This is a genomic window from Rhodococcus sp. 5G237 (assembly GCF_053764735.1).
Map to the genome: position 1 here is coordinate 362,813 of NZ_JBSNCD010000002.1, position 17,485 is coordinate 380,297.

Here is a 17,485-nt window from a genome sequence, read left to right on the forward strand (position 1 = left end):
CGCAATGGGTGAACGGGGAACCTTATGGCAGACAACAATTCGGGGACGGACAATTCGACCCCGCTCGCGGGCCGCGTCGTGGTCGTGACCGGATCCAGCCGAGGGATCGGGCGAGCGGTGGCGCGGACCCTCGTGGACGAGGGCGCACGGGTGGTGGTCAACGGCCGCGACGCCGACGCGGTGCGCGACACCGTGGAGGAGCTCGTGTCACAGGGCGGCAGTGCGATCGGAGTGTCCGGTTCGGCGGCCGCCTTCGGGATCGCGGAGGATCTCCTCGCCGCAGCCCTCGACGAGTTCGGGGCGGCGGACGCGCTGATCAACTGTGCCGGAACCGCGGAACCTCCGGGCTCGTCGATCCTCACGGTCACCGACGAGGAGTGGGACGACCTGATCGACGCGCACCTGACCGGCACCTTCCGTACGTGCCGGGTGTTCGCGCCCCGGTTCGTGGCGCAGGGGAGCGGGGCGATCGTCAACACCGGATCGTTCGCGTTTCTCGGCGACTACGGCGGTACCGGCTATCCGGCCGGAAAGGGCGCGGTGAACAGTCTGACCGCGGCGATCGCCGCGGAACTACGCGAGCACGGAGTGCGAGCCAACGTCGTGTGCCCGGGAGCCCGCACTCGGTTGTCCACGGGACCGGAGTACGAGCGGCACATCGAGCGACTGCACGAGCGCGGACTGCTCGACGACGTCACCTACGAGGGCTCGCGCAACCCGGCACCGCCGGAGTACGTGGCGCGACTCTACGCTTTCCTCGTGAGCGACCTGGCGTCCGTGACCGGCGGAATCTTCGCTGGCTCCGGATGTTTCGTCGGGCGGTTCGACAAGCCGGCACCGACGCTGCTGGCGTGGCGGGACCACGACACGTCGCCGCCCTGGACGCTCGGCGAACTCGCCCATCTCATGGAAGGCGCGAGTCGTGCGGGAGCGCCGGGATAGGCCGGTCCTCGACGAGCTCCGTCGTGTGAGGGCAGGGCTCAGAAGACCCGCAGTCCGAGGCGTCGCCGCGTGCGCAGATCGAGCAGATAGGCCTTCCACAGCAACGGCCACGCCCACGGGGTGACGCGGTGCAGGCGCCGGACCGCCACGAGATAGCGGTCGAAACGCCGCTGGTCGTCGGCGGTCCACGGGTAGTGCATGAGGTCGCGGAACTCCGGCGGCAGTGCACCGCGGGTGATCAATTCGAACGACCGGCCGAGCACCCGGTGGATCCCGCGGCCCAGTCGTCCGAGACGCACCTCGAGGAACGCGAGATTGCAGAGTTCGGTGAGGTACTCGCGCACCTGCTCGTTCATGGAGATGTCGGCGACGCCGGCCTTCCACAGTTCCTCGTACTCCTCACGGGTCGTGGGCCACGACTCCGGCCGGACGTTCAGTGTCGTCGCGAGGGTCGCGCCGTCGCGGAGGATCCGGGCGTACTGCTCCTCGGTGAGCGGGCCATACAGGAACTCGTGCTGGTCGATGAAGTACTTGAGCAGGCAGACGGCGACCCACAACTGCAGGGCGGGGGAGTTGGCGCTGTAGCGGACCTCCGCGCCGGGTGACGACGTTACCCGGGCGTGGATCTTCCGTACCGACTCGCGGACGAAATCGCGGTCGGCCTCGGTGCCGAACACTGCGACCGCCAGATAGGTGCCGGTCGTGCGGGCCCGCTTGACCGGATGGAGATCGGCGCGGCCGGAGTCGACCGTGCTGTCGACGACGCCCTGGCCGACGCGGGGATGGGCGAGCTGCATGATGACGTTGGCGGCGTTGATCGTGCCACCGAGCGGTGAGACGAGATCGCCGAGAGTGTCGATCGTCCGCATGACCCCTCCATCTGAAGACGGACGTGTTCAGTTGATGCGTGCCACTCTAGCGCGTCTTCGTGGGGTCGAGGGATGCGCCGGCCAGAACTCCGCGCACGACCGTCTCGTAGATGTGGTCGAGATCGAGCTCGTCGCCCAGGAAGCCGCTGCTCTGGAGGACCGCGAAACCGTGCAGGGCCGCGAACATGCCGACCGCGGCCTCGAGCGTCTCCTCCTCCGGAACGCCGCAGGATGCGAGCATCGTGCGCAGAGCGACGTTGGCGTCCAGTGCGGCGGCGAGCAGACCGTCGCGGTCGACCGGTGCGGTGGTCAGTGCTTCGTAGCGGCGGGGATGTTCGACGGCCCAGGTGTGGTGGGCGTCGATCAGGGCGCGAAGCCCGTCGACGCCGCTGCGGCCCATCGCGACCTCGCGCAGATACGCCCCGAGATCGCTCATCGCGCGGATCTGCACGGTCGCCCGTACGTCGTCGAGATTGCGGACGTGGTTGTACAGCGAGGCCGTGACGATTCCCAATCGCGACGAGAGAGTGCTCATCGTGAGCTGTTCCCATCCCAGCTCGTCGACGATCCCGAGCGCTGCTGCGACGACCTTGTCGCGGGTCAGTGTCCGCCGACGCGCGGGTCGGGAATTGTCGTCTGCCATGGAAGCAGTCTAAGGGGCTTCCATTCCAAACGAAGGTGAGTAGTTTATAAACGAATGCCATTCGTACAATCCCACGAGAGCGGCTTCATGACGACTTCACCCACAGATCTCAAGAACCCCGACGTCTTCGCCCAGGGGGTCCCGCACGATTACTTCTCCGAACTCCGGCGCACCTGTCCGGTCCACCGCCAACCCGAGGAGGGCGGCGCGGGCTTCTGGGCCGTCACCCGGCACGCCGACGTCATCGCGGTCTCCCGCGACAGCGCGACCTTCTCCTCGGCGCTCGGAACCACCCAGATCGACGATTTCGACGAGGAGACACGCCTCAAGCAGGCGTCCATGCTGCTCAACCTCGACCCGCCGGAGCACACCCGCCTGCGGCAACTCGTGAGCCGAGGGTTCACCCCGCGCATGGTGAAGACGCTCGAGGAGCGCATCCGGCGAACGTGCGAACGCACCGTCGACGCGGCGATCGAGGCCGCGCGCGACGGCACGGTGATCGACTTCGTCCCGGCGATCTCGGCACCACTGCCACTGGAGGTGATCGCAGCGCTGCTCGGCGCACCGGCCGAGGACGTCGGGAAGCTGTACGACTGGTCGAACCGCATGATCGGTTGGGCCGACCCCGAATATGGCACCACTCAGGAGGACGGCGAGCTCGCCGCCGCCGAGATCTTCCTGTACGCCAACGAGATCGCTGCACAACGACGTTTCGAACCGCGCGACGACATCGTCTCGAAGCTGGTGTGTCCCGACGAGAACGGCGACACGCTGTCCGAGATGGAGTTCGACATGTTCTTCGTCCTGCTCGTCATCGCGGGCAACGAGACGACGCGCAACGCGATCTCGGGCGGGATGCAGGCGTTCGTCGACCATCCCGAGCAATGGCGCCGGTTGCAGGACGATCCCGGTCTGATCGACAACGCCGTGGAGGAGATCCTGCGCTGGGTCACCCCCGTGGTGGGCTTCCGCCGCACGCCCACCTGTCCGGCGTCGATCGGCGACCAGCACGTCGAACGGGGCGACAAGGTGATCATGTACTACCCGAGCGCGAACCGCGACGAGGAGGTCTTCGACGACGCGCACGTCTTCGACATCGGGCGCGAGCACAATCCGCACGTCGCCTTCGGGGGGACGGGTGTGCACTTCTGTCTCGGGGCACATCTGGCGCGGCTCGAACTGCGGATCGTGTTCGAGACCCTCGTTGCCCGTATCGACCGAGTCGAACCGGCCGGCGAACCGCGGCGGTTGCGGTCGAACTTCATCAACGGCGTCAAGTCCATGCCCGTCCGCATCCACCCACGAGAGCGCTGAATTCGCCGAATGAACGCGCTGCGGGCATTGCCGACCCCCTCCAACCGTAGTAATGTCCAGACACGTGTCCAGAAACGTGAATCTCGAATCGACCCGTCGCCGCCTGACCGAGAAGCAGGCCGACACGGTTGCGAGGCTCACGCAGGCCGCGGTCGAGGTGCTCCGCGAGGAGGGATTCACGGGGTTGACGGTGCGTATGGTCGCCGCCCGTGCCGGTGTCGCCCCGGCCACCGCCTACACCTACTTCTCGTCCAAGGAACACCTCGTCGCCGAGGTGTTCTGGCGTCGCTTGGCCAACGCTCCCACGGCCGACGCCGAGAGCACGAGCCGTGCCGATCGGGTGGTCGCGGTGCTGAGGGGAATCGCGCTGCTGTTGGCCGACGAACCCGAACTCGCGGCCGCCGTCACCAGTGCACTGCTCGGTCACGACCCCGATGTCGAACACCTGCGTGCGCGCATCGGACTCGACATCCGTCACCGGATCTCGGCAGCGCTCGGCACCGACTCCGATCCCGACGAACTCGAAGCACTCGAACTGCTCTACGCCGGCGCGCTGGTCCGGGCCGGTATGGGCTACGGCACCTACGAGAAACTCGCCGACAGGCTGGAGACATCCGCCCGACTTCTATTGGAGTGATCCATGATCCAGGCATCCCCGGGCTCCGCGTCGCACGCAGGGCCCGCTTCGCCCGATCCACCGACGCTCGCCCCCGTGATCTTCAACCCGTACGACTACGCCTTCCACGAAGACCCGTATCCCACCTACCGCCGCCTCCGTGAAGAGGAACCGGCCTACCACAACCCCGACCTCGGGTTCTGGGCCCTGTCCCGCCACGCCGACGTCGTCGCGGCCTTCCGCGACAACACCCGGCTCTCGAGCGCCAACGGTGTCTCGCTCGATCCGTCCGCCTACGGGCCCAACGCCCACAAGGTGATGTCCTTCCTCGCGATGGACGACCCGCGCCACATGCGCATGCGTCGGCTCGTCTCCAAAGGATTCACTCCGCGGCGCGTCGCCGACCTCGAGGAACGCATCCTCGAACTGACCCTGCGCTATCTCGAACCCGCGGTGGAGGCAGGGGAATTCGACTGGATCTCGGAGTTCGCGGGCAAGCTGCCCATGGACGTGATCTCCGAACTCATGGGCGTACCCGAATCCGACCGCAGTGAGATCCGCCGCCTCGCCGACCTCGTCGTCCACCGCGAGGAGGGCGTGCTCGACGTGCCGGTCGCCGCGATGGAGGCATCGCTGCACCTCGTCGGCTACTACGCCGACATGCTCGCCGAACGCCGGAAGAAGGACACCTCCGACCTTACGTCGGCGTTGCTGGCCGCCGAGATCGACGGCGACCGGCTCACCGACGACGAGATCATCGGCTTCATGTTCCTCATGGTGGTCGCAGGCAACGAGACCACCACGAAACTCCTCGGCAACGCCCTCTACTGGGGAGCGCACAACAAATCCGAGGTGGCGCAGGTACTCCGCGATCCCGCTCGCGCACCGCAGTGGGTGGAGGAGACCCTCCGCTACGACACTTCGAGCCAGATCGTCGCCCGCACCGCCGTCGCCGACATCGAACTGCACGGCGCCACCATCCGGTCCGGCGACAAGGTACTGCTGCTCATCGGATCCGCCAACCGCGATTCCGACGTCTTCGACACCGCCGACGACTTCCGCATCGGACGCGACAGCTCCCAGAAGATCGCCAGTTTCGGTGGGGGAGTGCACTTCTGTCTCGGCGCACATCTCGCCCGCCTCGAGGCGAACATCGCGCTGGAACAGTTCGCCCGGCGCGTCGCCGACTACGAGATCGACGAGGACCGCTGTGAACGTGTCCATTCCACCAATGTCCGAGGCTTCGCGGCCCTTCCTGTAGAGGTCACCGAACGACATGCCTAGATTCGAACCCCATCCCGAACGCCGTCCCGCGCTGGTCGCCGGAGCCTCCTCCGGAATCGGTACCGCCACCGCCTACGCGCTCGCCGAGGCCGGGCACCCCGTCGCGCTCGGGGCGCGCCGCGTGGAGGAGTGCGCGGCGATCGCGGAGAAGATCCGCGGCGAGGGTGGCGAGGCCTTCGCCCACTTCCTCGACGTGTCGTCCACCGAATCCGTCGACGAGTTCGTCACCGCGGCCGAGGAGGCCCTCGGCCCCGCCGAGATCGTCGTCTCGGGAGCGGGCGACATGGATTTCGCGTTGCCGCACGAGATGGATCCCGACCGGTTCGCCTTCCAGGTGAACGTGCACCTGATGGGCACACAACGTCTGGCCCATCGTGTGCTGCCCGGCATGATCGACCGGAAACGCGGCGACTTCGTCGTGATCGGATCCGACTGTGCCGTGCTTCCCCGGCCCTGGATGGGTGCCTACAACGCCGCCAAGACCGGCCTCGAAGCGCTCGTCCGCGAAATGCGGATGGAACTCGAGGGTACGGGTGTCCGCGCATCGGTCGTGCGCCCAGGGCCGACGCAGACCGGTGCCGGCATGACCGCGCCGGCGGAGGTCCTCGAACCGATGCTCGAGGACTGGGGCACATGGGGTTTCGCCCGACACCCCTACTTCCTTCGTGCATCCGACATCGCCGCGGCCGCGCTCTCGGTCGTCTCGGCCCCCCGCGGCGCCCACATCGTGCTCATCGAGGTTCAACCCGAAGCGCCCCTGCGGAAGGACAATCCATGACCACACTCGTCGAGCCCCGGCGTGTGTCCGGCGGCGAACACGAACACGGCCACCTCGAGGAACTGCGCACCGATCCCATCGCGCTCATGCGCCGGGTGCGTGAGGAGTGCGGCGACGTCGGGGTCTTCCAGCTCGCCGACAAGAAGGTCGTACTACTCTCCGGTGCGGAGGCCAACGAGTTCTTCTTCCGTGCCGCGGACGAGGATCTCGACCAGCAGGCCGCCTATCCGTTCATGAAGCCGGTCTTCGGTGAGGGCGTCGTCTTCGACGCCAGCCCCGAACGCCGCAAGGAGATGCTGCACAATTCGGCGCTGCGTGGCGAACAGATGCGGGGCCACGCGGCGACCATCGACCGCGAGGTGCAGGACATGGTCGCCGGCTGGGGCGACGAAGGCGATATCGACCTGCTCGAATTCTTCGCCGAAATGACCATCTACACGTCGTCGGCCTGCCTGATCGGCAAGAAGTTCCGCGACCAGCTCGACGGACGATTCGCCCACCTCTACCACGACCTCGAGAAGGGCACCGACGCACTGGCCTTCGTCGATCCCTACGCGCCGATCGAGAGTTTCCGGCGACGCGACGAGGCCCGCCACGGACTCGTGGCACTCGTGCAGGAGATCATGGACGGACGCATCGCGAACCCGCCGCAGGGCAAGGAGGACCGCGACATGCTCGACGTCCTCGTCTCCATCAAGGACGAGGACGGCAAGGAACGGTTCAGCGCCGACGAGATCACCGGCATCTTCATCTCGATGATGTTCGCCGGCCACCACACCACCTCCGGAACGGCGGCCTGGGCGCTCATCGAACTGCTGCGCAACCCCGAGTACATGCAGCAGGTCACGGCGGAACTCGACGTCCTGTACTCCGACGGCGAGAGCGTGAGCTTCCATGCACTGCGGCAGATCCCGGTGCTCGAAGCGGTGCTCAAGGAGACGCTGCGCCTGCACCCGCCACTGATCCTGCTTCTTCGGGTCGCGCGCGACGACTTCGAGGTCGCCGGATACCGGATCTCGGAGGGCGATCTCGTGGGTGCGACACCGGCGATCTCCAACCGGATCCCGGAGGACTTCCCGGATCCCGATGCCTTCGATCCCGGCCGCTACATCGACCCCAACCAGGAGGACATCGTCAACCGGTGGACCTGGATTCCGTTCGGGGCGGGTCGGCACCGCTGTGTGGGAGCGGCGTTCGCGCTCATGCAGCTGAAGGCGATATTCTCGGTTCTGCTGCGCGACTTCGAGTTCGAACTGTCCCAGCCGCCCGAGACCTACCGCAACGACCACTCGAAGATGGTGGTCCAACTCGAACAGCCGTGTGCTGTGCGGTACCGGCGTCGCACCCGGGCGGCATCCGGCACCGGCACAGCGACGCAGGAGTGAGGTTCGGATGAGGATCGAAGCAGACCTCGATCTGTGTCAAGGACACGCGATGTGCTCGATGGAAGCCCCGGACGTCTTCACCGTCGCCAAACGGGGTGAGGTGGAGGTCCTCCTCGATCCCGTGCCGGAGGAGATGCATGCCGACGTACGAGCAGCTGTGAAGTACTGCCCCACCCAAGCCCTTCGCATCGTCGAAGACTGAGGACCAGGAGACAGGATGGCCACGTTCGATCGTGCCGAGCTCGACGAGATGATCACCCGCTGGGTCGACGCCAACAAGCGCGCCGAAGCCGAAGGCGACTGGAAGCCTTTGGCCGACATGTACACCGAGGACGCCACCTACGGCTGGAACTACGGTCCGAAGGACGAGTTCATGGCCGTGGGCCGCGAGGAGATCCGCGACCTCGCATTGGGCCAGGAGATGGACGGGCTCGAAGGCTGGCAGTATCCCTACCAGCAGTTCGTCGTCGACGAGCGCTCCGGCGACGTGATCGGCTTCTGGAAGCAGATCGCCGACAGGACCCGCGAGAACGGCGAGCACTACTCCGTGCACGGTATCGGCGGGAGCTGGTTCCGGTACGGCGGCAACTTCCAGTGGTCGTGGCAGCGCGACTTCTTCGACTTCGGCAACGTCTCGCACCTGTTCCTCGAGATGATCACGGCGAACGCGCTGTCCGACGGCATGCAGAAGCGGATCGAGCGATCGACGGGGAAGAAGCGGCTTCCCGGCTGGTACCGGGTCGGCGAGTCGCCGGTTCCGTTGTGGTGACCGGCGTGGACACCGGCGGATCGTTCGCCGCGCTCTCCCGCACCGACCTCGCCGTGCTCGTCCCCGAACTGTTGCTGTGCGGTCAGCTCATCGACCGTTCGGGGATGGCGCATCTGATCTCGGCGTTCGGTCGGGAGGGCATGGCGGAGGTGGCCATCGAGGAATGGCAGGCGTCCTCACCGTGGTACACGCGCCGCATGCAGCGTGCCCTGAAGTTCGAGGGCGACGACGTCGTCACCATCTTCAAGGGCATGCAGCTCGACATCGGGGCGCCCCCGCAGTTCATGGACTTCCGTTATCGCGTCCACGACCGCGACCACGGCGAGTTCTGGCTCGACCACTGCGGGGCGCTGATGGACGTCGAGCCGCTCGGCGACGCCTACGTGACCGCGATGTGCCACGACATCGAGGACCCGACCTTCGACGCCACCGCGCTCGCCACCAATCCGCACGCCCGGGTCCGGCCGATCCATCGGCCGCCCCGTGCGCCGGCCGACCGGCACCCGCACTGCGCGTGGACGGTCACGATCGACTCCTCGTACGACCCACCGGCTGTCGAACCGCACACCGAAGCGCTCGGCCGGACTGCGGCCGTGGCACTCGAGTTGAGCCCGATCGACCCCGATGGAGAGGGGAAACACGACTATTCGGGTCCCCTCCTCGCAGACCTCCGGTTCGACGAGTTCTCGAAGCCGGCCCTGGTACGCATCGCCGAGGAGGTGTGCCTGCAGCATCACCTGCTCGCTCTCGGATTCCTCATGAGTGTGCGCAAGCGAACCGACGAGCAGTCTGCGATCGAGCTGACCCGTAAGCAGCTCACGGGTATCGCCGGCATCACGTCCGAGCGCATCCGTACCGCGCTGGGATTGCCGCGCTCGTTCGCCGGCCTGTCGGTGGTGCTCGACGTACACCCCATGCTGGCACCGGACCGGTATGTCGATCGGGTGATCTGTTTCGACGACGACGCGCTGGGTCTCCGGATCAACCGGCGAGGTGGCGCCTTCGACGACGGGTCCTGGCCCACCTTGATCGACCCCGAACACCTCGGCCCGCTCGACGCTCTGGTGCGCGGTGTGGACCCGCACTTCACCACCCGCCTGGTCTCTGCGACCGACGAGGCTCTCGTCGTCGAGGTGTTCCGTGACGAATCCCCGGCGAAGGAGTGCGACGAGGTCGCCATCACGCGCTTCAGTACGGGTTCGTCCTTCGTCTTCGAAGATCGGGGAATCCCCCTCCCGCTCACCGTTGTCTGACCACGCTCCAGGAGAGCCCTTCGTGAATAGTGCGCTGTCCCGCCGTACCTTCCTGCGGGGAACCGTCGTCGGTGGTGCGGCCGTTGCCGCGTTGTCGTTGTCCCCGATCCCACGCGCACGCGCCGAGGTCACCGAGGAGCGCCATCGGGCGGTCGTCGTGGGCAGCGGATTCGGCGGTGCGATCACCGCGCTGCATCTCGGCCGGGCCGGTGTGCAGACGCTGGTCCTCGAACGGGGCATCCGCTGGCCCACCGGACCGAACGCCGAGACGTTCCCGCACATGCTGCAACCGGACCGGCGCATGTCGTGGTTGTCGTCCGCCCCGGTGATGACCGGTACTCCGCCGATCCCGACCGAACCGTTCACCGGGCTCATCGAACGAGTTCCGGGGAACGGGATGGACGTCATGTGCGGAGCGGGCGTCGGCGGGAGTTCGCTGGCCTATCACGGCATGACCGTGCAACCCGACGGGCAGCGATTCTCCGATTCGGTGTCCTCGCGTATCGACTACGACCTGCTGGCCTCCGACCACTATCGGCGGGTTGCGCGGATGCTGCAGGTCGCGACCATTCCGGACGATCTGCTCGACCACGATCGGTACCGGTCCTCACGCCAGTTCCTGGACCGTGCAGGTTCGCAGGGTTACGACACCTTCAGAGTGCCGATGTGCATCGACTGGGACTTCGCGCGACGGGAGCTGACCGGGGAACTGAAACCGTCCTACACGACGGGCGACGTCATCTACGGAGTCAACAACGGCGGTAAGTTCTCGGTCGACGTCACCTATCTCGCCGAGGCGGAACGCACGGGGCACGTCACGGTCGCGCCACTGCACCGGGTCGGCGACATCGAGCGTGCTCCGGACGGCACCTGGATCGTGCACGTCGACCGGATCCACACGGACGGAACGATTCTCGAACGCAAGCGGATCCTCGCACAGTCGCTGTTCCTCGGTGCCGGATCGGCCGGCACGACCCGTCTCCTCGTGAAGGCGAAGGCGAAGGGGCTCGTCCCCGATCTTCCCGACGGCGTCGGAACGGGATGGGGCAACAACGGCGACCGGGTGTTCGCCGTGACGAGCCCGCTCGTCAGTCCCGGCGACCATCAGGGCGGGCCCGCCTGTGTGGGTATGCGCGACTACACCGATCCCGCCGGCCCGTTGATGATCGTCACCGGCCCGGTGCCGTTCCCCGTCGATGTGGGAACGACCACGATGATCGGTCTGGGGATCGTCGACGGCCGAGGAGTCTGGCACTACGACGCCGGCCGCGACGATGCGGTCCTGAACTGGGATCAGGCCTACGACCGGGAACTCACCCGTGCCATCGAGGCCCGCATCCGGCGGATCGCGGGACCGGCCTCGATCGTCGTCGACGTCAACGCCGTCGACATCAACACCTTCCATCCGCTCGGTGGTGCGCCGTTCGGGACGGTGTGCGACGACGCCGGTCGCGTGCACGACCAGCCCGGCCTGTATGTGGTGGACGGCGCGAAGATTCCGGGATCGACCGGGGCGTGCAATCCGTCGATGACGATCGCGGCGCTCGCCGAGTACGGCGCCGATCGGATCGTCTCTCGCGACCTGGATCGCGTGTTCTGACCCGATGGGTGGTTCCGGTGGCCGGGCCACCGGAACCGTTCCGGCTGTCAGCCTTTCGCAGCCGACAGGCCGGCGCGACGCCCGAAGAAGCTTCCGTCGCCCAGCGACGTGCCGCTCGCATACCCCCACGCGCACACACCCGACGTGCAGCGACCCGCGGCGAACAGGCCGGGGATCGGATCGCCGGACACGTGCAGCACCTCCGAGTTCACCGAGGTGCGCAGACCGCCGAGCGTGAAACCTGCTGTGCAGTTGCGCAGATCGAGCGCCGCGATCGGGCTGCCGATGGGCTTGACCCACTCGCTCTTCTTGCCCAGCACCGGATCGCTGCCGTTCTCGGCGTGCCTGTTGTAGACCTCGACGGTCGCCTGCAACGTTCCCGCCGGCAGCTCCATGTCGGATTCGAGTTCGGCGACGGTCTCCGCGACCCACTTCGGTCGGAACCGGAAGAAGGGCGTCGAACTCGTTGCCGCACAACCCTCTTCGTACGCCTGTTCGTCGATGATCAGATAGGCCTGGTTGTCGTTCTTCAGCAGCGTGAGCTGACCGATACGACCCGGATAGGTGTCCTCGGGGACGTACCGCTGACCGCGGCCGTTGACGAGGATGCCGCGGGCCATCAATTGCGGGTCGCCGAAGAAGGCGACCTCGGTGGCGTCCATGTGCGCGAGATCGGCGCCGAGTGCCTGCGCCATGCGGATCGCGCGGCCGTCGTGCTCCTCGATCGCCGCACCCGGGCGACCGCTGAGTTGCGGCGCGTACGACTCGACCATCTCCTTGTTGTACGCGAAACTGCCGGTCGCGAGGACGACGCCGCGGCGGGCCCGGATGTGGACGTCCTTGCCGTACTGCTTGGCCGTCAGGCCCACGACACGTCCGTCGCCGTCGACGATCAATCGCTGCACCCGCACGTCGTATTCGGCTCGTACACCGAGGTTTTCGGCAACCTGCGAGAGCGGCTGCATGAGCATGTACCCGCCGCCCTTCTCGCCGGTGCGCTTGTCGGTCATCTGCGGGACGTGCCCGCGCGGGGAGGGCGTGGCGATCTCGTTGAAGGGCGCGGAGTTCTCGCCGCCGGAGTACATCAGACCGTCGTCACCGGGGATCTCCCACCCGGGTTCGCCCCAGAAGCTCTCCTTGAACACCACACCGTTGTCCACGAGCCACTCGTAGTGTTCGACGCTGCCCTCGCAGTACTCGGTGATCTTCGCTTCATCGGCGCCCGGCCCGAGCGCGGCGAGCATGAACGCCTTCATGTTCTCGGGCGAGTCGTCGAATCCGAGGGCCTTCTGCAGCGGGGTGCCGCCGCCGAGGTAGACGATGCCGCCCGACAGCGAGGCCGCACCGCCCCAACCGCCGGTCCGTTCGAGCACGAGCACGTCGGCACCGGCGCGGGCGGCCTCGATGGACGCCGAGACACCGGCGATGCCGTAACCGGCGACGACGACGTCGGCTTCGTGGTCCCAGGTGGAGACGCTGTCGGCGGGAAGGGGATGGAGATCGGTGCTCATCGGGGTCCGTTCGGGTCGGTGATCAGTGGTCGAGTTTCGAGGCGAGTCGGTCGATGTACGCGACGACGTCGTCCTGGGGACGGTCGGGCAGGCCGAAGATCACCTCGGTGACCCCGGCGTCCTCCCAGATCCTCAGTTGCTCGGCGTCGTGACGGCCTGCCAGGGCGAGGATCTCGGGAGTCCCTGCACGGCCGGCATCGGCCCAGGCCTTGTGGAGGCGCGCGACGTTGTCGACGACGTTGTTCTCCGTGGGTGTGGTGATCCACCCGTCGGCGTGGCGGACGATCCAGTCGAAGTTGCGGTCGGTGGAACCGGCGCCGAGGAAGATCGGGGGCCGTGGCTGCTGCACAGGTTTCGGCCACGCCCAGCTCGGCCCGAACGCGACGAAGTCTCCCTCGTAGGAGGCCTCTTCCTCGGTCCACAGCGCCTGCATCGCTTCGAGATACTGGCGCATCGCGGTGCGCTTCTTCTTCGGCGGTACGCCGTGGTCGGCGAGTTCCTCGGCGTTCCAACCGAATCCGACACCGAAGTTCACCCGGCCGCCGGAAAGGTGATCGAGGCTCGCGATGGTCTTGGCGAGCGTGATGGGGTCGTGCTCGAGGGGCAGTGCGACGGAGGTGCCCAACTTGATCGTCGACGTCACCGCGGCGGCGAGTCCGAGCGCCACCCACGGATCGAGGGTGCGCATGTAGCGGTCGTCGGGAAGGGTCTCGTTGCCCGTTCCCGGATGCGCGGATTCGCGACGGATCGGGATGTGAGTGTGTTCGGGCACATAGAAACTGTCGAAACCGCGACTCTCCGCGGTCGAGGCAGCGACTTCGGGCCGGATTCCCCGGTCGCTCGTGAACAGGGTGATTCCGTGGCGCACAGCAGCCCCTCTCCAGACGGTGACGGAGAAAATGTAACGCGTTCTACATCCGGAGGGAAGAGATTTCCGGACACCTGTCTGATTGTGGCCGGTCGGCGGTACGAAAAGGCAGGCGCACCACGCTGAACTATCCTCGAAACGGGCATGAACGGAAGGTGGCGTGATGACGGAGCAGTCGACGACGGAGACCGCGGGCGAGGAGTCGGCGTCGACGCAGACCTCGCGACCGGCCCTCGGGTCCACCCGGTCGCCCGGTGCGGGCCTGCGGCCGGCGCAGCGGGCACGGTACATGCGGATCATCGCCTCCGCCGAGGAGCTCGCCTCGGAGGGCGGTTACGACGCCGTGCAGATGCGGGCTGTCGCAGACCGATCCGGTGTCGCTCTCGGTACGGTCTACCGCTACTTCCCGTCGAAGAACCACCTGCTCGTCGTGGCGCTCGTACTCGAATTCGAGACCGCCGCCGAAGCCGTGACCACCGCGGAGATCCCGGGCGGCAGTGCCGCCGAGCGCCTCATGGGCGTGCTGCGCGGGGTGATGCCGCGGCTGTCCGAGAACCCGCTGCGCTACGACGCGCTCATCCGGGCGGCGATGTTCGCCGACGCGTCCTCGGCGCCCGAACTCGACCGTCTCGGTGAGGTGCTCACGCGCCTGTTCGCGCAGGCGGCGGGCATCGACATCGTCACCGAAGAAGTACTCAACGCCGTGCGGATCATCGCCGACGTGTGGATGTCGGCGCTGGTCGCGTGGGTGGCCGGCCGGCAGTCGGTCGACGATGTGCTCGCACACATGGACACCGCCGTCACACTCGTGTTCGACCGGCTGAACCGACTGCAGCGGGCGAGCTGACGCCCACCCGCCGCAGTTCGAGTTCGGGGTTCGATCAGGCCGGCACGTCCACGATGCCGATCGTGGGCAGGAAGAAGCACTGTGCGTCACCGTTCCGGACGTTGCCGAAAACGGCTGCCAGCACGGTTCCCGAGCCGGTCTCGACCGGCGCGACCCGCACGCCGCCCAGTGGCAGCGTGTCGGCGATGAAGGTTGTGATCGCCTGCTCGACGATGCCGCGGGCCTGCGCGGGGACTCCGGCCGGGACGGCGCCTGCGGCAGCCTCCTCCGGCGTGCCCATCGGTACGAAGCCGCCCTGGAATGTGTTGACGTTGAACCACGCGAGCTGGATGCCCGAGGTGTCGGCGTCCTCCTCGAGGCCGACCGGGACGAACGCGAAGAGCGTCTCGGCGGGGGCGACGACGTTCAGGTTCTCCGACACCCACGGAAGGTCGGAGTTGGGCCACGGTCCGGGCAGGGCCCCTGCAACCGCAGGCACGGTGCCCAGCGGCAGGTCGCCGTCGGCCGTGCAGAACGGCGCGACGGTGGGGTAGAGGAACGGTTCGACGCCGAGACGGCGCAGGAACTCCATGCCGTCCTCGTAGGCGCCGAGCGGTGTCGCTTCGGCCGCGTCGACAGCGCTTCCGCGTGCGTTCGCGATCGCTTCGGCAGCAGCGAGGGCGGTTCGATCGACGCCGGGCAGCGCGCGGAGGGCCTCGAGCGAGCTCACGAGCGGACTCGTGGCGGGCGCTTCCGCCGGTGCTGCCGGCTCCGCGGGTGCGGGCTCGGCGCCGGCGACGCTGGGAAGCGCCAGGCCTGCGGCGACGGTCAGGGCTGCGGCGGCCGAGATGCGACGCATCCGATTGCGGTGTCTGCGGCTCATGTGGGGTTCTCCTCCTGTGGGTCGTGACACCCGGACGGGCTCTACCTAACTCTAAAGTAGAGGTTTAGAGTACGACCGTTCCAGGAGACCACAAGGGCGGCGCTTCGGCCAGAGCGCCGCCCCGTGGTGTTACCGAACCGACACCCATGTGGGTCGGTTGTGCAGATGATCAGTCCGGATCGTCCGGATGCTTTCGCAGATGCAGGATGCTCAGCAGGAGACCGCCCCACAGCGTGACGAGGGCGAGAATCATCATGGCGACGGCCGCTGTGCTCATCGGGTACCTCCGGTGGACGAGTCGGGTCCGGGCGAGGGATCGCCGGACGAAGCAGGCGCCTGGGCGGACGCGAGCGGACGGTTTTCGTCCAGCTCGTATTCCTCGTCGATTCCCCTGCGCCACGGGATGAACGTCAGGAGGACGGCGAGGATGATCACGCCGGCCTGCACGCTCCACCCGAAGGCCGTGACCAGGCTGTCGGGAAGACCGCCGTAGCCGTCGCGGACACGGTCGCGGATCTCGCTGAACAGCATGTAGCCGAGGACGAGCGGGGTGATGATGCCCGTGAACACCATCCAGCCCGTGCCGACCTTGAACGACGACACCGAGTTGAGGTGGTCGCGGAGTTCGGGCAGACGACGATAGATCCACGCGACCACCACGAGCGCCACGAAGGCGACACCCACGATGCCGAACTGGTTCGCGAAGCGGTCCACCACGTCGAGGGTGTTCAGGCCGGTGGTGGTGGGGAAGAGCAGCAGCGACACGATCGCCGACACACCACCGATGGCGAGAACGGCAGGCACCCGGCCGAGGCCCGTCTTGTCCTGGAAGGCCGAAACGGTCACCTGGATGATGCTGATCATCGACGTGAATCCGGCGAAGACCAGCGAGCCGAAGAACAGCACACCGAAGAGCGGGCCGCCGGGCATCTCCGAGACGATCGTCGGGAAGGCGATGAAGGCGAGACCGATACCGCCGGCGACCACCTCACCGACCTCGACGCCTTGCGCCTGGGCCATGAAGCCGAGAGCGGAGAAGACACCGATGCCGGCGAGCACCTCGAAGCTCGAGTTCGAGAACCCGACCACGAGACCCGAACCGGTGAGGTTCGTCTTGCGCTTGAGGTACGACGAGTACGTCACCATGATGCCGAAGGCGACGGACAGCGAGAAGAAGATCTGCGCGTACGCCGCGATCCACACTCCGGTGTCGGTCAGCGCCGACCAGTTCGGGGTGAAGAACGCATCGAGACCGGCGGTCGCGCCGTCGAGGGTCAGCGACCGGACGACGAGCGCACCGAACAGCAGGACCAGCAACGGCACGAAGAACCGGTTGGCGTTGCCGATACCGCGCTGGACGCCGAGAGCGAGCACCGCGAGCGTCGCGATCCAGACCAGCAGCAGCGTCCACGCGACGCCCGGCACGAAGCTCAGGCCGAAGGTCGCATCGGTGTCCTGGTTCAGGAACGAACTCATGAAGAAGCCTTCGGGGTCGTCGCCCCAGGCCTCGGTGATCGAGAAGAAGGTGTACCGCGCGGCCCAGGCCACGATCACCGCGTAGTACACGCCGATGACGAAGCACACCAGCACCTGCCACCAGCCGATGAACTCGGCGCCGCGGCGCAGTCTGCGGAAGGCCAGCGGCGGCGATCCGCGGAACTTGTGCCCGATCGCGTAGTCGACCAGGAGGAGGGGGATACCCGCGGTCAGCAGCGCGACCAGATACGGGATCAGGAATGCGCCACCACCGTTCTCGTAAGCGATGTACGGGAAGCGCCAGATGTTGCCGAGTCCGACCGCCGAGCCGATTGCGGCCATGATGAACACCGACCGGCCTGACCAGACCTCCCGTTTACGTGTGACCTCGTGCTGTGCCACGGACCTCGTCCCTCCATTCATTCGGATGGAGGACAACGCTAGCGCCCCGACCGGCGCGCAGGCGAT

Annotated in this window: 18 protein-coding genes; 11 read left to right on the forward strand and 7 right to left on the reverse strand. The window is 67.1% G+C overall.

What is annotated here, in order from left to right:
• Positions 1-24: 24 nt before the first annotated feature.
• Complete coding sequence (locus ACWPOC_RS05030) at positions 25-942, forward strand: SDR family NAD(P)-dependent oxidoreductase (RefSeq protein ID WP_455408120.1); 918 nt, start codon at positions 25-27, stop codon at positions 940-942.
• A gap of 38 nt (positions 943-980) precedes the next feature.
• Here the strand turns inward: ACWPOC_RS05030 and ACWPOC_RS05035 are convergent, their stop codons facing one another.
• Both ACWPOC_RS05035 and ACWPOC_RS05040 read right to left on the reverse strand, forming a co-directional pair.
• On the reverse strand, positions 981-1,811 hold the full coding sequence (locus tag ACWPOC_RS05035; RefSeq protein ID WP_455408121.1) for an oxygenase MpaB family protein: 831 nt from the start codon (positions 1,809-1,811) through the stop codon (positions 981-983).
• A 46-nt stretch (positions 1,812-1,857) separates the two neighbouring features.
• Positions 1,858-2,454 (reverse strand): TetR/AcrR family transcriptional regulator, encoded by a 597-nt coding sequence (locus tag ACWPOC_RS05040; protein WP_159416656.1) that lies wholly within the window; start codon positions 2,452-2,454, stop codon positions 1,858-1,860.
• Positions 2,455-2,541: 87 nt separating this feature from the next.
• On the opposite strand from ACWPOC_RS05040, the gene ACWPOC_RS05045 reads away from it, so the two are divergent.
• From ACWPOC_RS05045 to ACWPOC_RS05085, 9 genes are all read left to right on the forward strand, one after another.
• A complete protein-coding gene (locus tag ACWPOC_RS05045; protein ID WP_455408122.1) occupies positions 2,542-3,768 on the forward strand; it encodes a cytochrome P450 in 1,227 nt (408 codons plus the stop codon).
• 76 nt (positions 3,769-3,844) lie between these two features.
• Positions 3,845-4,405, forward strand: coding sequence for a TetR/AcrR family transcriptional regulator (locus ACWPOC_RS05050; RefSeq protein ID WP_159419036.1), 561 nt, complete (start codon positions 3,845-3,847; stop codon positions 4,403-4,405).
• A gap of 75 nt (positions 4,406-4,480) precedes the next feature.
• Entirely contained in the window at positions 4,481-5,668 is a 1,188-nt protein-coding gene (locus ACWPOC_RS05055) for a cytochrome P450 (protein ID WP_159419035.1), read from the forward strand.
• Positions 5,661-6,446, forward strand: a complete 786-nt coding sequence (locus ACWPOC_RS05060; protein ID WP_358418662.1) for an SDR family oxidoreductase — start codon at positions 5,661-5,663, stop codon at positions 6,444-6,446. Before ACWPOC_RS05055 ends, ACWPOC_RS05060 begins: the two co-directional genes overlap by 8 nt.
• A complete protein-coding gene (locus tag ACWPOC_RS05065; protein ID WP_455408123.1) occupies positions 6,443-7,831 on the forward strand; it encodes a cytochrome P450 in 1,389 nt (462 codons plus the stop codon). The genes ACWPOC_RS05060 and ACWPOC_RS05065 overlap by 4 nt, the downstream gene beginning before the upstream one ends.
• Positions 7,832-7,838: 7 nt before the next feature.
• Positions 7,839-8,033: a ferredoxin gene (locus tag ACWPOC_RS05070; RefSeq protein ID WP_271038543.1), complete on the forward strand. Its 195-nt coding sequence runs from the start codon at positions 7,839-7,841 to the stop codon at positions 8,031-8,033.
• Between the two features lie 15 nt (positions 8,034-8,048).
• Positions 8,049-8,600 carry a Cif family virulence factor gene (locus ACWPOC_RS05075; RefSeq protein ID WP_413768153.1) on the forward strand — a complete coding sequence of 184 codons (552 nt, stop codon included), beginning with the start codon at positions 8,049-8,051 and terminating at the stop codon, positions 8,598-8,600.
• Entirely contained in the window at positions 8,594-9,853 is a 1,260-nt protein-coding gene (locus tag ACWPOC_RS05080) for a hypothetical protein (protein ID WP_455408124.1), read from the forward strand. The genes ACWPOC_RS05075 and ACWPOC_RS05080 overlap by 7 nt, the downstream gene beginning before the upstream one ends.
• Before the next feature lie 22 nt (positions 9,854-9,875).
• On the forward strand, positions 9,876-11,453 hold the full coding sequence (locus ACWPOC_RS05085; RefSeq protein ID WP_455408125.1) for a GMC oxidoreductase: 1,578 nt from the start codon (positions 9,876-9,878) through the stop codon (positions 11,451-11,453).
• A 47-nt stretch (positions 11,454-11,500) separates the two neighbouring features.
• Here the strand turns inward: ACWPOC_RS05085 and ACWPOC_RS05090 are convergent, their stop codons facing one another.
• Together ACWPOC_RS05090 and ACWPOC_RS05095 are read right to left on the reverse strand one after the other, a co-directional pair.
• Positions 11,501-12,964 carry an FAD-dependent oxidoreductase gene (locus tag ACWPOC_RS05090; protein WP_455408126.1) on the reverse strand — a complete coding sequence of 488 codons (1,464 nt, stop codon included), beginning with the start codon at positions 12,962-12,964 and terminating at the stop codon, positions 11,501-11,503.
• 22 nt (positions 12,965-12,986) lie between these two features.
• Positions 12,987-13,832 (reverse strand): LLM class F420-dependent oxidoreductase, encoded by an 846-nt coding sequence (locus ACWPOC_RS05095; RefSeq protein WP_455408127.1) that lies wholly within the window; start codon positions 13,830-13,832, stop codon positions 12,987-12,989.
• A gap of 163 nt (positions 13,833-13,995) precedes the next feature.
• Between ACWPOC_RS05095 and ACWPOC_RS05100 the strand changes: the two genes are divergently transcribed.
• Positions 13,996-14,679 (forward strand): TetR family transcriptional regulator, encoded by a 684-nt coding sequence (locus ACWPOC_RS05100; protein ID WP_120281497.1) that lies wholly within the window; start codon positions 13,996-13,998, stop codon positions 14,677-14,679.
• A 34-nt stretch (positions 14,680-14,713) separates the two neighbouring features.
• Here ACWPOC_RS05100 and ACWPOC_RS05105 read toward each other — a convergent pair whose 3' ends face one another.
• The 3 genes from ACWPOC_RS05105 to ACWPOC_RS05115 form a co-directional block, all read right to left on the reverse strand.
• Positions 14,714-15,541 carry a hypothetical protein gene (locus ACWPOC_RS05105; RefSeq protein WP_455408128.1) on the reverse strand — a complete coding sequence of 276 codons (828 nt, stop codon included), beginning with the start codon at positions 15,539-15,541 and terminating at the stop codon, positions 14,714-14,716.
• A 169-nt stretch (positions 15,542-15,710) separates the two neighbouring features.
• Positions 15,711-15,818: a methionine/alanine import family NSS transporter small subunit gene (locus ACWPOC_RS05110; protein ID WP_006551747.1), complete on the reverse strand. Its 108-nt coding sequence runs from the start codon at positions 15,816-15,818 to the stop codon at positions 15,711-15,713.
• Positions 15,815-17,440 carry a sodium-dependent transporter gene (locus ACWPOC_RS05115; RefSeq protein ID WP_455408129.1) on the reverse strand — a complete coding sequence of 542 codons (1,626 nt, stop codon included), beginning with the start codon at positions 17,438-17,440 and terminating at the stop codon, positions 15,815-15,817. Before ACWPOC_RS05115 ends, ACWPOC_RS05110 begins: the two co-directional genes overlap by 4 nt.
• Between the last annotated feature and the right edge of the window lie 45 nt (positions 17,441-17,485).

What these genes read in the sequence shown, in the direction of transcription:
- ACWPOC_RS05045 (WP_455408122.1), top strand. Translation starts at nt 2,542, where the DNA reads ATGACGACTTCACCCACAGATCTCAAGAACCCCGACGTCTTCGCCCAG.
- ACWPOC_RS05100 (WP_120281497.1), top strand. Translation starts at nt 13,996, where the DNA reads ATGACGGAGCAGTCGACGACGGAGACCGCGGGCGAGGAGTCGGCGTCG.
- ACWPOC_RS05090 (WP_455408126.1), bottom strand. Translation starts at nt 12,964, where the DNA reads ATGAGCACCGATCTCCATCCCCTTCCCGCCGACAGCGTCTCCACCTGG.
- ACWPOC_RS05040 (WP_159416656.1), bottom strand. Translation starts at nt 2,454, where the DNA reads ATGGCAGACGACAATTCCCGACCCGCGCGTCGGCGGACACTGACCCGC.
- ACWPOC_RS05105 (WP_455408128.1), bottom strand. Translation starts at nt 15,541, where the DNA reads ATGAGCCGCAGACACCGCAATCGGATGCGTCGCATCTCGGCCGCCGCA.
- ACWPOC_RS05070 (WP_271038543.1), top strand. Translation starts at nt 7,839, where the DNA reads ATGAGGATCGAAGCAGACCTCGATCTGTGTCAAGGACACGCGATGTGC.
- ACWPOC_RS05110 (WP_006551747.1), bottom strand. Translation starts at nt 15,818, where the DNA reads ATGAGCACAGCGGCCGTCGCCATGATGATTCTCGCCCTCGTCACGCTG.
- ACWPOC_RS05060 (WP_358418662.1), top strand. Translation starts at nt 5,661, where the DNA reads ATGCCTAGATTCGAACCCCATCCCGAACGCCGTCCCGCGCTGGTCGCC.
- ACWPOC_RS05075 (WP_413768153.1), top strand. Translation starts at nt 8,049, where the DNA reads ATGGCCACGTTCGATCGTGCCGAGCTCGACGAGATGATCACCCGCTGG.
- ACWPOC_RS05035 (WP_455408121.1), bottom strand. Translation starts at nt 1,811, where the DNA reads ATGCGGACGATCGACACTCTCGGCGATCTCGTCTCACCGCTCGGTGGC.
- ACWPOC_RS05115 (WP_455408129.1), bottom strand. Translation starts at nt 17,440, where the DNA reads ATGAATGGAGGGACGAGGTCCGTGGCACAGCACGAGGTCACACGTAAA.
- ACWPOC_RS05030 (WP_455408120.1), top strand. Translation starts at nt 25, where the DNA reads ATGGCAGACAACAATTCGGGGACGGACAATTCGACCCCGCTCGCGGGC.
- ACWPOC_RS05065 (WP_455408123.1), top strand. Translation starts at nt 6,443, where the DNA reads ATGACCACACTCGTCGAGCCCCGGCGTGTGTCCGGCGGCGAACACGAA.